The following is a 14,057-nucleotide window of genomic DNA, read 5'->3' as shown; positions in this document are numbered from 1 at the left end:
GGCCGGCTTTGAGTCAGAATGATTCTCCGGCCGCAGAATACTGTAGGCGATTGCTCTACCGCCAGGTGGTCGGCCGCCTGCGGACAGCTTAAAGTAAAAATAGTTCCCTTGTTTCGCACAATAAACTGCCGTTTGGAGTGAGACTATGATCAGCGAGAAAGCCAGCATCGGGGAAGGAACCTCGATTGGAGCCTATACCGTCATTGAGGACGATGCCGTTATCGGCAGGGAATGTGTCATTGGGCATCATGCTGTCATCCGCAGCGGAACCGTCGTCGGCGACCGGGTGCGGATTGACGATTTCGCGGATATTGGCAAGCTTCCGATGAAGGCGGCCGGCAGCGCCGTAACCAAAGAGGAGCCGCTGGAGGTCTGCAGGATCGGCGACGGCTGTATCATCGGCACGCATGCCGTCCTTTATCGGGGATGCGTCGTGGAAGAAAAGACGCTGGTTGCGGATCTTGCTTCCGTGCGCGAGCATGTTCATATTGGAAAGCGGACGATCATCGGGCGCGGCGCGGCCGTGGAGAATTTCTGTGAGATCGGCAGTGATACCAAGATCGAGACCAACGCCTATATCACCGCCCATTCGGTGATCGGTGAACACTGCTTCATTGCGCCGGGCGTGGTCACCTCCAACGACAACTTCGCGGGCCGCACCGAAGAGCGGTTTGAACGGTTTCAGGGCGTCACGGTGGAAAACGGCGGCCGCATCGGCGCGGGATGTGTGGTCCTGCCCGGGAAGGTGATCGGCGCGGACGCGCTGGCCGCGGCCGGAAGCGTTGTGACGAAGGACGCGCCGCCGGAAAAGGTGGTGCTGGGCAGTCCGGCCAAGGTGGTCGGGGATGTCCCGAGCGAACAGCTTCTGGAGCGTCAGCGGATGAAGCCGCCGAAGCGGGACGCATAGATGGATCTGCGCGTTGGAAAAGAGAATGTGGTCTTAAATAACAGTTTTTCTGTTGATATCCCACGGGTTTTAAACGTTTCAGAATCCGGCGGTCGAAAAACATTTGATTCATCGAAGCTGAAAATGTGATCCAATCCTATTAAAAAGCGCGGGATGGCATTTTTCATTTGAGAAATGATCAAAATGAACAGCATCTGCCCGGTCACCGAATCCGAACAGCGGCTAACAATTGTTGTCCGAGCAGAATAAAGCATGAAAAATAAGGTAACAATTTTTCTGTATGGCAGAAAGGTTGTTATCTTATTTTTTTTGCGTACATATACATGATGTGGGACAAAGATTATGAAAATGAGGTGTTGTTATGAAACCCATCAAAATGGCGCTGATCGGATGCGGCAGAATTTCACCCAACCACATCGCGGCGGTAAAAAACAATGCGGACAAGGTCACCCTTGCGGCGGTCTGCGATATCGACGAGCAGAAGGCGCTGAGCCTTTTACAGACCTTTGACCTGCAGGGCAAGGTTCCGGTCTATACAGACTACCAGAGCATGCTGCACAAGGTAAAGCCCGAGCTTGTCACGGTTGCGACCGAAAGCGGCTATCACGCTAAAATCGGGCTGGACTGCCTGGAAGCCGGCTGCAATCTGATCATTGAAAAGCCGATTGCGCTTTCCATTCGGGATGCAGACAGGCTGATTGACAAGGCACAGGAAAAAGGGGTCAAGCTCTGTGCCTGCCATCAGAACCGGTTCAACCGGTCGGTCCAAAAGATGCGCGAGACGCTGGAGGAAGGACGGTTCGGCCGGATGCTGCACGGCGCCGCACATATCCGATGGAACCGCGGGCCGGACTATTACCGGCAGGCGGCGTGGCGCGGCACTTGGGAGCTGGACGGCGGCGCGCTGATGAACCAGTGCATCCACAACATCGACCTGCTGCGCTGGATGATGGGGGATGAGGTGTCCGAGGTGTTTGCCTACACCGACAATCTCAACCATCCCTATATCGAAGCGGAGGACCTGGGCGTTGCGCTTGTCAAGTTCAGAAACGGCGCATACGGCGTCATAGAAGGCACCACCAGCGTCTATCCTCAGAATCTGGAGGAAACCCTCTACCTGTTTGGGGAGAAGGGGACGCTCAAGGTGGGCGGCAGGTCGGTCAACCGCATCGAGGAATACCGCTTTGAGGGAATCGGCGAAGAGCAGTCCGAGGAGGTCAAGCGCAGGTATCACGAGACGCCGCCGAACATCTACGGCTTCGGCCACACGCCGCTGTATGCGGACATGGCTGCGGCCATTGAAGAAAACCGCGCGCCGTATGTGGACGGGCAGGCGGGAAAGCGCGCGCTCGAACTGGTGCTTGCCATATATAAATCCGCAGCCGGGGGCCTGCCGGTAAAGCTGCCGCTCGCCGACTGCGGGACAACTGATTTTAAAGGTCGTTTTGATTGATGGTATTGGTAAAAAGACTCGCCGATGGCTTTCGGAAAAGTGAATATGCAAGGAACATCTCGGTTGTGCTGGTCGGCACCGTCATCGCGTTCGGCATCCAGTTCCTGACGACGCCGTTCATCTCACGGCTGTACACCGATCAGGACGTCGGCCTGTTCCAGACCTTCACCTCGTGGTATTCGATCCTGGTGATCGTCGCGACCGGGCGGTACGAATTCGCGGTCATGCTGCCGCGGGAGGATGACGACGCCTTCAACCTGACGGTGCTGTCGTCCGTGCTCAGCGTGCTGTTCGCGGCGCTCTGTTATGCGGCGCTGGGGGTGTATCAGGTTTTTATCGGCGCGGTGGCGCAGTGGGTCTGGTATCTTCCCGCCGCGGTCGGGGTCTTAGGCGTCTACTATTCGTGCAATTACCTGCTGAACCGCAAAAAACGCTATGTCAACCTGTCGGTCAACAAGATGATTCAGGCCGTCGGCGTGGGCGGGCTGTCCATTTTATTTGCCGTGCTGTTTGCCGGCCGGTTCAAGCAGTATGGGCTGTTTCTCGCCTACCTGATCGCGCAGAGCTTTGTGATGCTCCTGCTGATCCTCTACACGGTGCACGAGTATCGTAAGGAGCGGGAGCGGGTCAGCATCCGCTTTTCGCGCATGAAGGAGCTGGCGAAGCGGTACCGCCACTTCCTGTTTTTCTCAATGCCGTCCGGTGTCGTCAACACCTATGCCAACCAGATCCCGGTCTTCCTGCTTGGATTTTTCTGGGATGCCGGCATCGTTGGACAGTATTCGATGATGATGCGGGTGCTTGCCCTGCCGATCACGCTGCTGGGCCAGTCGATCGGCGATGTGTTCCGCCAGCGCGCCAGCAGCGAATACACGAGCACCGGTCAGTGCCGCGACGTCTACTTTAAAACGCTGCGCTCGCTCGCGCTGATTGCCATCCTGCCGTTTGGAATCCTGCTGCTGTTCTCGAAGCCGCTTCTGACCTGGTTCTTCGGCAGCCAGTGGGGGATGGCGGCGGTCTTTTCGTCCATCATGGCGCCATTCTTCTATGTCAAGCTTGTAGTGAGCCCGCTCACCTTTATGACCATCGTCGCCGAACGGCAGCGGTTCGAGATGCTCTGGCAGATATCCATGCTGATTCTGAGCGCGGGCGCGATGTATCTGAGCTACCTGGTGAGCGGGAACGTCTACGTCGTGCTGCTTGCCTTCGGCATGGCGACCACACTGCTGTACGGCGTGCATCTGCGGTATACCATGCGCCTTGCAAACGGCGGCGGTGTGAAAGGGGGAAAAACATGATTGGAAACAGAAGAAACGAGATGGTAACGGCCTGCTTTGCCGTCAGCCTGCATGCGGCGTTCTTCTTCGGGTTCCTTCGCATCACGCTGCCGGCTGTTCCGGTTGTGTATGAGCTTTCGCTGGCGGGCGCCGTCGGGTTCGGCGCCGCGAAGATGCTGCTGGATTTCGGGTTTCATCCCGGACGCATCTGGGAACGGATTTATCGGAATATCGGAAGCTGCAAGCTGCTGTCCATCGGGCTTGCCCTGTACATCCTGTTGGACACGATCGGCCTGCTCTATTCGCCGAACCTGTCTGTCGCGGTGGATAAGACCGTTCAGATTGCGCTGAAGCTCCTTCTGGCGCTGCTGATGCTCTACTACATCGACCATCGCCTGCAGGTCAAACACCTGCTGGACAACTTCATCCTGGTCGGCATAGTCAGCGCCATTGGAACCTATCTGCTCTACTTCTTCAGCCGGCCAGTCTATCTGCAGCGGCTGACCGCCGTGCGGGACTACAACCAGTTTTCACTGGTCGTCCTGCTGTCGTTTATCTGCCTGTTTGTCCGGCTGTTTTATATGAAAACCCATGCCGTCTGGGGAAGATATGCCGTCCTGTTCCTGTACGCGGCGCTGTGCTTTCCGATCTTTCTGCTCAGCGGCTCGAGAAGGACGCTGATGATCGCGCCGTGTGTTCTGGTGTTTTTGCTGGTCTTTGCGGCCGTGCAGGCCCAGGTTCGCAGGAAGCCGGCGATGCTTCGCGGCGTGCTGCTGTCCCTGCTGTGCTTTCTGTTTGCCTGCCTGACCACCTTCCTGTTCGCCTCCTGGTTTCCCAGCCAGGCCGGGGAACGCGCGCGCGGGCCGCAGGGCGGATCCTCCCAGCAGGGCGGGATGTCCGAAGGCAGTACGCTGGAAGACACCATTGAGACGATGATGGACGGAAAGGCGGTGGCAAAGCGCACGATCATCTGGAGCATTGCGGCCGACGGAATCCGGGAGATGACCCCGGTGCAGTGGATCTTCGGAAGGGGCTCCGGCTACGACCTCTACCTGTATGACCGGCAGAGCTACCCCGCGCTGGAACAGGCCTATCCAACCGCGGAAAAACAGCCCGGCTGGATGAATCCGCACAGCTTTTTCTTCTCCGACCTGCTGACCGGCGGCCTGCTCAAGCTTTCCGTTTCGCTGTTCATCCTTGTGATGGCGTTTCTCACGGTCTGCCGGCTGTTTCGGATCAACCCGAACGGCGTTCTGTACTTCCTGCCGCTGGGGCTTTGCTTCTTCAACAGCGGCATCTCCGGGAAATTCGGGCTGTTTTATGACAAGATATTCTGGTTCTTTATCATCCTTCTGATCGGCGCTGTCGCGGCCTGGAAGCGCGACAGGGTTCCCGATGACGGCAGTGTCTGACGGGATGCCGCCCCTTGAAGGAGGGACGGAACGGATGCCGTCTGGAAACCGGCATTCATGGCGAAGCTGACGACCATGGTTGCGCTGTAAAGCTCCGGATGATCATGCGTCAGAAAAAAGCGCATCTAGATTTCCAGTGACCGCAATCGCTGTTTTTTCCGTGAAAGAACGACAGGTCTATTTTCAAGACAGCTGCCTGTATGCATAAAGTCGGCCTGTCAGAATCAACAAGCATGATGTTAAAGGACGGTGTAGATACAGATGTGTAACGTGTGCATCCTGACAAGCGTTCATCAGCCCGGCGATGTGCGGATCTACCACAAAGAGGCGCTGACACTGCGGCGCGCCGGCTATGAGGTCACCCTGGTTTCCCCGTACCGGGAGGGAACCGACGAAGATGGAATCCGTTTTGTAAAGGCACGGGAATTCCGCTCGAGGGCCGACCGCATGCTGGGTTGTTCCAAGGCGTTTGGCAGGCTGGCGCTCGAACAGGACGCGGATATCTATCATTTTCACGACCCGGAATTGATCTTCACCGGCCTTTACCTGAAACGGCACGGGAAAAAGGTCGTCTACGATGTACATGAGGATGTGCCGCGCCAGATACTCAACAAGCCGTGGCTGCGCCCGTTTGTACGAAAGCGCACCGCGGCGGTGTTTGAGCGTATGGAAAACCACTGCGCAAAGCGGTTTGACCTGATCGTGGCCGCCACGCCCGTCATTGCCGAACGGTTTCAAAAGATCAACCCGCAGACCATCGCGGTCAACAACTACCCGATTCTGGCGGAGTTCCCATACAGCAAAGATGCCGGACAGCCGCGCCGGGACACGGTGTGCTATCTGGGCGGCATCACCAAGGTGCGCGGAATCGCGGAAATGGTGGACGCCGCGGAATATCTGAATGGGGAGCTGCTGCTGGGCGGCAGCTTTGAAACCGACGAACTGCGTCGGGAAACCGAACAGAGGAAGGGATATGAAAAAACCCGCTATCTCGGTTTTCTGAACCGGAAACAGGTGTCCGAGCTGCTGTCCGAGACGGCGGCAGGGCTGGTGGTGCTGCACCCGATTCCAAATTATCTGGTATCCCTGCCGATCAAGATGTTCGAATACATGGCCGCGGGGCTTCCGGTTGTGGCGTCCGATTTCCCATACTGGCGTGAAATCGTCGAAAAGGGACAGTGCGGTATCCTGGTCGACCCGATGGATCCGAAGGGGATTGCCGCCGCCGTTAACGAGCTGTTCGCCGATTCCCAGCGCGCCAGGGAGATGGGAGAGAACGGCAGAAGGCTGGTGGAACAGACATACAACTGGGAACAGGAGGCAGAAAAATTGCTGCATGCCTATCAATGGCTTTCCAAGCAGCCGGTGCGGCGGAAGGGCGCTTCCAGCAGGCATCCTGAGCAGGGAGGCGCAGTGAAAGAATCCATTTCCAGTAATGGAAACATACAAACGCAAAAAGAATCCGTTTCCAATGCAGGAAACATACAAACACAAAAAGAGTCTATTTCCAATGTGGGAAGCACACAAAGCCAGAAAGAATCCCCTTCCAGTGCGGGAAATATACAAAGACAGAAGGAGCAGCTCAACCATACCGCTGCCGATTTGTCCGATGAACAGCTGCGTAAAACCCGATATATCCGTGCGCAGGATATTTCTGTGCAGACAGGCCCGAAACAGCGGACGGCGGCCGGAACGAGGAAACAGAACACCATGACAACAGGAGCGGGAGGAAGGACGATGCAGAGAATCAAAACGCCGCATATCCACGCGCAGAAGGCGCATAGCCATGAACCCGGGCAGCGGGAGGCCGAACCCGATACGATGCCGGAAAAGGATAAAAAAGCATCCCAAAAATCCGGGATGTCCATCATAATCATCAACCACTATGCGGGCTCGGAGGAGCTCGGCATGGAATTCCGGCCATACTATCTTGGCCGCGAGCTTGCAAAGCTCGGCCATGAGGTGACGGTGGTGGCCGCGACCTTCTCCCATCTGCGCAGGAAAAACCCGCAGATCGACGAGGACTTCAGCGAGCAGATGATGGACGGCGTACGGTATGTCTGGGTCAAAACCCCGGCATACAGGCGAAACGACCAGAACCGCATCCTCAATATGGTGACCTTTGCGCAGAAGCTCAAACGCCATGCCGGGCAGCTTGCGCGGAAATACCATCCGGATGCGGTGGTCGCCTCCTCGACCTATCCGTTCGACATCTATGGAGCCAAGCGCGTTGCCGATGCCGCAGGCGGCAGGCTTTACTTCGAAATCCACGATCTCTGGCCGCTGTCGCCGATCGAGCTATACGGCTTTGGGGAGCGCAACCCGATGATCAAATATCTGCAGCGGGCCGAGGACTTTGCGTTCCAGAACGCGCAAAAGATCATCTCGGTGCTGCCGCATGCCGACCGGCACATTGCGGAACGCGGAAAGGACCCGTCCAAATTTGTCTACATCCCGAACGGCGTGCCGCTGCGCGCGAGCGTCTGCGCCGAAGCAGAGCCTTACCGGCAGCTGCTGCAGGAACAGCGCGAGCGCGGAAAGTTCATCGTGATGTATCTCGGCGGTTTCGCCAAGGCCAATGCGCTCGAGGAATTTGTGGAAGCGTCGGTGCAGGTCGGTGAGGATGTGTGCCTTGTCATGATCGGCGACGGCGCTTATAAGGATGCGCTCAGGAAGCGGGCGCAGGAGCTTGGAAGCGGCAACCTCCTGATCCTCGACCCGGTTCCGAAGCGGCTGGTGAACGCGGTGCTCAAGCTTGCGGATGTGCTGTACATCGGCGCGAAGCGGTGTTCGCTCTACCGCTACGGCGTCGGCATGAACAAGCTGTACGACTATATGCTGGCGGCAAAGCCAATTATCTGCGGCGTGGAGGCCTCCAACGACGTCGTCGGGGACGCGGCGTGCGGTATGACGATTGAGCCCGAAAATGCGCGGGCCATCGCGGATGCGGTCAAACTGTTCAAGAAAATGTCACCAAATGAGCTTGAACAATTTGGGAAGAATGCGTATCATTATGTCATGTGTAACCATGACTATGCCGTTCTGGCACAACGGTTCGCCGATGCGCTGGAAGGATGATCATGGACAAGAGGGATACAGGGAATCCATCAGTTGAGGGTGTTGTTGGAGGTTGGACATGAAAATACGGGAAGAATTTCTGCCGTATGCGCTTCCGTCGGTGAGCGAAAGCGATGTACAGGCAGTTGTTGGTACGTTGAAATCTCGGTGGTGGTCCAAGGGACCGCGGACAATCGAGTTCGAACAGCGGTTTGCGCATTATGTCGGGGCGAAGCACGCCGTTGCCGTGAATTCCGGCACGGCGGCGCTGCATCTGGCGCTTCTTGCGAAGGGCGTCACGGCGGGGGATGAGGTCATCACGACCCCGTTCACCTTCGTCTCGACCGTCAATACCATTGTACATACGGGTGCGACGCCGGTCTTTGTCGATGTGGACCCGAACACCGGTCTTATCGACGCGGGCCAGATCGAGGATAAGATTACCGAACGGACCAAGGCCATCGTTCCGGTGCATTTTGCCGGCCAGACCTGCGATATGGACGCGATCATGCAGCTGGCGCAGAAATATTCGCTGTTTGTCTCGGAGGATGCGGCGCACGCCGTCTATTCGACCTATAAGGGCCGCAGGATCGGTTCGATCGGGGACGCGACGTCGTTCAGCTTCTATTCCACCAAAAATCTGGCGGTCGGGGAGGGCGGCATGCTGACGACCGACGACGACGCGCTTGCCGAGCGCGCGCGGGTGCTGAGTATGAACGGCATGGAGAAGAATGCCTGGAACCGCTATAACCGCGGCGGCGCATGGAAGTATGAGGTTGTGGACATCGGCTACAAATACAACATGTACGACCTGACCGCCTCCATCGGCCTTTCTCAGCTCGAACGGCTTGAGGGGATGCAGCAGAAGCGGGAGACGTACGCGGCCATCTATAACCGGATGTTTCAGAATATTCCCGGTATCACGCCGCTGGAACAGGTGCCGTACAGCACGCATTCATGGTATCTGTATGTCATCCGTGTGGATGCGGATATCTTAGGAATTGACCGGGATGAATTTATTGACAAGCTGACCGAATACAATATAGGAACCGGCGTGCATTTCCTGCCGGTTCACCGCCACCCGTACTACCAGATGCATTTTCCGGTGGCAAAGGACTCTCTGCCAGGCGCTGAGAAGCTGTTTTCTCAGGTGATCTCCCTGCCTTTATATCCAGATATGACGGAGGATGATGTGTACTATGTGGCTAAAAGCGTGGAAGAAATTGCCGCCAAACATGCAACATGATGCGGTAAAGCAGTATTATGACCTGTTAAAGCACCGGCGGCTGTCCATGCTGTTCAAAAGGTTATTCGATATTCTGCTTTCGTTGATCGGCATCATCCTGCTTTCGCCGGTTTTGCTGATCCTTTCAATTATGATCAAGGTGGATTCCAAAGGCCCCGTCCTGTTCAAGCAGGTACGTGTCAAGCAGTACGGGAAAACCTTTAAAATCTGGAAGTTCCGAACGATGGTGGTCAATGCGGAAAAGATGGGCGCGCAGCTGACCACACAGAACGACAGCCGCATCACAAAGGTCGGCAATATGATCCGAAAATGCAGGCTGGATGAATTTCCGCAGCTGTTCAACATCCTGAAGGGCGACATGTCGTTCGTCGGCGCGCGTCCGGAGGTTCCGAAATATGTCGACGCCTATACGCCCGAGATGCGCGCAACGCTGCTGCTGCCGCAGGGCGTGACGGCGCTGTCGAGCATCAAATTCAAGGATGAAAGCGATATGCTCGATTCAAGCGACAACCCGGAGGAAACCTATGTCGAAGAGATTCTGCCGATCAAGATGACCTACAATCTCGAATATCTGCGGAATTTCAGCCTGTGGGAGGACGTCAAGCTGATGTTCGCCACGGTTTATTATGTCCTGAAATGATAAAGTGAAAAGCTTACGCATAGAATGATCCTGTAGACTGCAAAAGATACAGGAGGACAACATATATGGAATTTATCGATCTCAAACAGCAATACCGGCGCGTTCAGGATCAGGTGGAACAGCGGGTGCTCCGCGCGATGCGCAGCGGCCAGTACATCATGGGGGACGAGGTCTTCACACTGGAAAGGCGGCTGGCGGATTTTGCCGGCGTCAAGCACTGCATCTGCTGCTCCAACGGCACCGACGCGCTGAGCATTGCGCTGATGGCGCTGGGAATCGGGGAAGGCGACGCGGTGTTCGTCCCGTCATTCACCTTTTTTGCGACGGCTGAGGTCGCCGCGCTGCGCGGCGCGACGCCGGTCTTTGTGGATATCGATCCCGACACCTACAACATCGATGCCGCCGACCTCCGCCGAAAAATTGACCGGGCGACTCAAGCAGGCGGGCTTACTCCCAGAGCGGTCATACCGGTCGACCTGTTCGGGCTGCCGGCCGATTATGACGCGGTGGAAGCCGTCGCGCAGGAATACGGGCTGTTCGTTGTGGAGGATGCCGCGCAGGGCTTCGGCGGCGTTTACCATGGAAAGCGCGGCGGAAGCTTCGGTGCCTGTGCGGCGGCCTCCTTCTTTCCGGCCAAGCCGCTGGGATGTTACGGGGACGGCGGCGCTGTCTTCACCGATGACGATGCGCTGGCCGAAACGATGCGCTCCATCCGTGTGCATGGAAAGGGAAGCGGCAAGTATGACAATGTCCGCATCGGGCTGAACGCCCGGCTCGATACCGTGCAGGCCGCGGTGCTGCACTGCAAGCTGGACATCTTCGAGGATGAGATCGTATCCCGGCATCGTATCGCGCAGATGTATACCCGCATGCTTCGGGATGTGGTTATCACACCGAAGGTCCCGCAGGGCTGTGAAAGCGTCTATGCGCAGTATACCATCCGTCTGAAAGATCACCAGACCAGAGAGCATGTGATGCGGGAGCTGAAAGCGCGGGGAATCCCGAGCTTTGTGTACTATCCAAAGCCGATGCACCTGCAGAGCGCGTTCCGGTCATATGGCTGTCAGGCGGGGGAATGCCCGGTTTCGGAGCTGGCAAGCGATACGGTGCTCTCGCTGCCGATGCATCCGTATCTGACGGAAGAGGAGACCGCATTCATCGCGCAGGCGGTTAGACGGGCGGTGCTGGACGCATAAATCTATGTTGGAATGGCATATAGAGCTGGAGCAAGATAGAATTTGATGATGTGCGCGGAGAATTCTGATGGATAGGAAGACGTCATCCGAAACGCGCACATGGGGAATGATCAAACAAAGGAACAAAAAAGGCGGTGTGACAGATGTTGTTATTGGCAATCGATATCGGCAATACCAATATGGAGTTCGGTGTATTTGAGGACGACAGGATGCTGACAAACTTCCGGCTTGGTACCAACCGGGACATCACCTCGGATGAGGTCGGTCTGTTTACCAGTCAGTTTTTTACAATCCAGCAGATCGATATGAAGAGTGTGCAGGATATCATCATCACCTCGGTGGTGCCGCAGGTCATGTATTCGATCACCAACGCCATGCGCAAATATTTCGACAAGGAGCCGCTGATTGTCGGCGACAATATCAAACTGGACATTGTCAACAAGTATGACAATCCCAAAGAGGTCGGCGCGGACCGTCTGGTCAACGCGATCATCGCCTATAAGAAGTACGGCGGGCCGGTCATCGTCGTGGATTTCGGCACCGCGACCACCTTCGATGCGGTGGATGAAACCGGCGCGTACCTTGGAGGTTCAATCTACCCGGGCATCAAGATTTCGGCCGACGCGCTGTTTCAGAAAACGTCCAAGCTGCCGCGCATCGAGCTGCTCAAGCCGGAGCATGTGATCGGGCTCAACACGATTGAAAGCATGCAGTCCGGCATCCTGTACGGCTACGCCGGCGCGGTCAAGAACATCGTCGATATGATCAGCCGCGAGTTTGCTCATCCGGAGTCGGTCAAGGTCATCGCCACAGGCGGCCTGTCGAAAATGATCGGCACCGTGACGGGCATCTTCGACGCGATTGACAAGCGGCTGACGCTTGAAGGCCTCAAATTGATCTATGATGACTGTATCCACAAACTGGATCCCCATCGGTAAAGGAATGATGGATAAAGCCCCGGAGCAATCTGAATGGATTGCTCCGGGGCTTTGAATCTGTCTGCATTCGACTTTATACGACAAAAAACAGAAATGTTCGGCATAAAACTGCTGTTATGGGTTGACAAAAGAAAATAAATATGCATAATGAGTAATAGAGGATATATTTCCGATGTTTGGATAAATTTCAGGAAGTTATATGATCGGACAGGAAGGAAATGCAGAGAGGACAGGAGGTTTGAGATGAGAAAAGCTGTTATTGGAATCATGGCGTTGACTATGCTGTTAACCTTGAGTGCATGTGATAAAGGCGATATTTCGGTGTCGGAACAGCCCCCAACCGTTTCAAACACCGGCATGGCGGATGCATCGGCTCCCAAAAGCCGCGCAGAAAATGTGAAGATGGAGGCATCGACAGCCGGCCTTGCGATGTTTGAAGAAAGGGAACTGAGAAGTTATCCTGCGTGTCTTACGGAAATGGATGTTATGCTTGCAAAGAAGATTTTTTTAAAGGGGAAGGAGATCACCTCTGTGCAGAGCATGCCGGATGTGTACATCTGCTCCACCTCGGACGCGGACACGCTGCGCATAAACGATAAGGGCTTCCTATCGTACTGCACCGACAGCTATACGCAGAGTATCAGTTCCGTGACGCGGTTTTTGGAAGGGGATTACATCTATAGCGGGGATGAATATCTGTCAGATCAGAATCTGCCCTTCATGACGCAGGAAGAGGCAAGAGCCGAAGCCATCTCGCTTCTCGAAAGCCTGCACATTGAAAATATGGAGGTGCAGAAACTGTATGTGCTTGCGGATGGACTGGTTCTGAAGGCAAATAACGCAGATGGAAGCGCAGAGGAGAGCAACAATTCTGTATCGGAGGATGTTCAGGGGGATGGCTGGAAAGACTGCTATTACCTCTCTCTGCGTGAAAAAATTGATGATATCGATCTGATGGATATGCCGAACGGAAACCCGGACGGGGACGCCTACGTCACAGGCGTCTCTGCGCAGATTGTGCTGTCTGCGGATGGGGTGGAATATTTCAGTCTGGATGGACACTACTCCATCACGGCGGAGGGAACCGGCGGAAAAACGGTTTCCATCCAGGATGCGGTCGCGGCAGTGAAGGAAAAGTATGCGCGGCAGACGCTGGACAGACCCATTGCGATTCGCGAAATCTCGATGTCCTATGCCCCGCGCGCTGTGAACAAAGAACAGAATGAATACGAGCTTGTGCCGGTCTGGCTTTTCAAAACTTCCCAGGAGATACAGGCCATCAACGCCGAGAATGCTGAGGAGAAGACCGCGTATCTTCTGATTGACGCGAGGACAGGAGAAGAACTTTCATAAAAAAGCAGGGATGTAAATAGAAGGGATTGTATGAAGCTTTGTCTTCATACAGTCCCTTTTTCACTGATATGGTTCGCAAAAAGATTCCTTTTACATGATTAGCAACTCTATTACAAACACTCCGCAATCTTCAGCTTTGCCCTGTAATAGGTGACACGCGCCCAGGATTCGGTTTTTCCGAACAGTCCGGCGATATCTTTGTAGGACAGTTCCCCGAAGACCTTCAGAGTAAATACTTCCTTGTAGGGTTCTTCCAGATGGTGCAGAATCATATGAATCTGCTTGGCGCTATCTTGGTTTTCAAGCAGAATCTCAAACGAAAAGCTGTCTTCTGCCTGCAGGTCATTCAAAGGCTGGAATTTTTTCTTTCTGCATTCATCAAAATATAGATTCTTGGCAATTTGACACAGCCAAACGGACAGCTTGCATTTTCCGCTGTATGTCCTGATGCTTTTATAGGCGCGGTAAAAGCATTCCTGCGTCAGTTCTTCGGCAGTTTGTTCATTGCCTGTAAGGTTCAGCAGAAACCGGTAGACCGTATCCGCATAGTCCTGATAGATAGTTTCAAACTCCATAAC

The 14,057-nt window shown here is 55.2% G+C and carries 11 protein-coding genes; 10 read left to right on the top strand and 1 reads right to left on the bottom strand.

Features of this window, described 5'->3' with window-relative positions; genetic code table 11:
• The first annotated feature begins 145 nt into the window (after positions 1 to 145).
• From BN348_RS09060 to BN348_RS09010, 10 genes are all read left to right on the top strand, one after another.
• Complete coding sequence (locus BN348_RS09060) at positions 146 to 907, top strand: acyltransferase (RefSeq protein ID WP_040197573.1); 762 nt, start codon at positions 146 to 148, stop codon at positions 905 to 907.
• Between the two features lie 361 nt (positions 908 to 1,268).
• A complete protein-coding gene (locus tag BN348_RS09055; protein WP_040197572.1) occupies positions 1,269 to 2,360 on the top strand; it encodes a Gfo/Idh/MocA family protein in 1,092 nt (363 codons plus the stop codon).
• Positions 2,360 to 3,658 (top strand): lipopolysaccharide biosynthesis protein, encoded by a 1,299-nt coding sequence (locus BN348_RS09050; RefSeq protein ID WP_040197570.1) that lies wholly within the window; start codon positions 2,360 to 2,362, stop codon positions 3,656 to 3,658. Before BN348_RS09055 ends, BN348_RS09050 begins: the two co-directional genes overlap by 1 nt.
• Complete coding sequence (locus tag BN348_RS09045) at positions 3,655 to 5,049, top strand: O-antigen ligase family protein (RefSeq protein WP_040197569.1); 1,395 nt, start codon at positions 3,655 to 3,657, stop codon at positions 5,047 to 5,049. The genes BN348_RS09050 and BN348_RS09045 overlap by 4 nt, the downstream gene beginning before the upstream one ends.
• A gap of 261 nt (positions 5,050 to 5,310) precedes the next feature.
• Positions 5,311 to 8,127: a glycosyltransferase family 4 protein gene (locus tag BN348_RS14075; RefSeq protein ID WP_197068325.1), complete on the top strand. Its 2,817-nt coding sequence runs from the start codon at positions 5,311 to 5,313 to the stop codon at positions 8,125 to 8,127.
• A 58-nt stretch (positions 8,128 to 8,185) separates the two neighbouring features.
• Positions 8,186 to 9,352 carry a DegT/DnrJ/EryC1/StrS family aminotransferase gene (locus BN348_RS09030; RefSeq protein ID WP_040197567.1) on the top strand — a complete coding sequence of 389 codons (1,167 nt, stop codon included), beginning with the start codon at positions 8,186 to 8,188 and terminating at the stop codon, positions 9,350 to 9,352.
• Positions 9,342 to 9,992, top strand: a complete 651-nt coding sequence (locus BN348_RS09025; RefSeq protein ID WP_197068324.1) for a sugar transferase — start codon at positions 9,342 to 9,344, stop codon at positions 9,990 to 9,992. Before BN348_RS09030 ends, BN348_RS09025 begins: the two co-directional genes overlap by 11 nt.
• A gap of 65 nt (positions 9,993 to 10,057) precedes the next feature.
• Positions 10,058 to 11,188, top strand: a complete 1,131-nt coding sequence (locus BN348_RS09020; protein WP_040197565.1) for a DegT/DnrJ/EryC1/StrS family aminotransferase — start codon at positions 10,058 to 10,060, stop codon at positions 11,186 to 11,188.
• A 146-nt stretch (positions 11,189 to 11,334) separates the two neighbouring features.
• The gene (locus tag BN348_RS09015; RefSeq protein WP_040197653.1) at positions 11,335 to 12,126 is read left to right on the top strand and encodes a type III pantothenate kinase; all 792 of its coding nucleotides are present in this window, start codon (positions 11,335 to 11,337) and stop codon (positions 12,124 to 12,126) included.
• A 243-nt stretch (positions 12,127 to 12,369) separates the two neighbouring features.
• Positions 12,370 to 13,479: a hypothetical protein gene (locus BN348_RS09010; RefSeq protein ID WP_156136476.1), complete on the top strand. Its 1,110-nt coding sequence runs from the start codon at positions 12,370 to 12,372 to the stop codon at positions 13,477 to 13,479.
• A 110-nt stretch (positions 13,480 to 13,589) separates the two neighbouring features.
• Here the strand turns inward: BN348_RS09010 and BN348_RS09005 are convergent, their stop codons facing one another.
• Positions 13,590 to 14,054, bottom strand: coding sequence for an RNA polymerase sigma factor (locus BN348_RS09005; RefSeq protein WP_040197562.1), 465 nt, complete (start codon positions 14,052 to 14,054; stop codon positions 13,590 to 13,592).
• Positions 14,055 to 14,057 lie beyond the last annotated feature (3 nt).

Source organism: Candidatus Soleaferrea massiliensis AP7 (assembly GCF_000820765.1).
GTDB lineage: Bacteria > Bacillota > Clostridia > Oscillospirales > Ruminococcaceae > Soleaferrea > Soleaferrea massiliensis.
Note: the sequence above shows the minus strand (reverse complement) of the source record. Positions and strands in the feature narration are given on the sequence as shown.

Excerpts from the sequence above, each read along its gene's own strand:
- BN348_RS09060 (WP_040197573.1), top strand. The coding sequence starts at position 146 with ATGATCAGCGAGAAAGCCAGCATCGGGGAAGGAACCTCGATTGGAGCC.
- BN348_RS09055 (WP_040197572.1), top strand. The coding sequence starts at position 1,269 with ATGAAACCCATCAAAATGGCGCTGATCGGATGCGGCAGAATTTCACCC.
- BN348_RS09050 (WP_040197570.1), top strand. The coding sequence starts at position 2,360 with ATGGTATTGGTAAAAAGACTCGCCGATGGCTTTCGGAAAAGTGAATAT.
- BN348_RS09045 (WP_040197569.1), top strand. The coding sequence starts at position 3,655 with ATGATTGGAAACAGAAGAAACGAGATGGTAACGGCCTGCTTTGCCGTC.
- BN348_RS14075 (WP_197068325.1), top strand. The coding sequence starts at position 5,311 with ATGTGTAACGTGTGCATCCTGACAAGCGTTCATCAGCCCGGCGATGTG.
- BN348_RS09030 (WP_040197567.1), top strand. The coding sequence starts at position 8,186 with ATGAAAATACGGGAAGAATTTCTGCCGTATGCGCTTCCGTCGGTGAGC.
- BN348_RS09025 (WP_197068324.1), top strand. The coding sequence starts at position 9,342 with ATGCAACATGATGCGGTAAAGCAGTATTATGACCTGTTAAAGCACCGG.
- BN348_RS09020 (WP_040197565.1), top strand. The coding sequence starts at position 10,058 with ATGGAATTTATCGATCTCAAACAGCAATACCGGCGCGTTCAGGATCAG.
- BN348_RS09010 (WP_156136476.1), top strand. The coding sequence starts at position 12,370 with ATGAGAAAAGCTGTTATTGGAATCATGGCGTTGACTATGCTGTTAACC.
- BN348_RS09005 (WP_040197562.1), bottom strand. The coding sequence starts at position 14,054 with ATGGAGTTTGAAACTATCTATCAGGACTATGCGGATACGGTCTACCGG.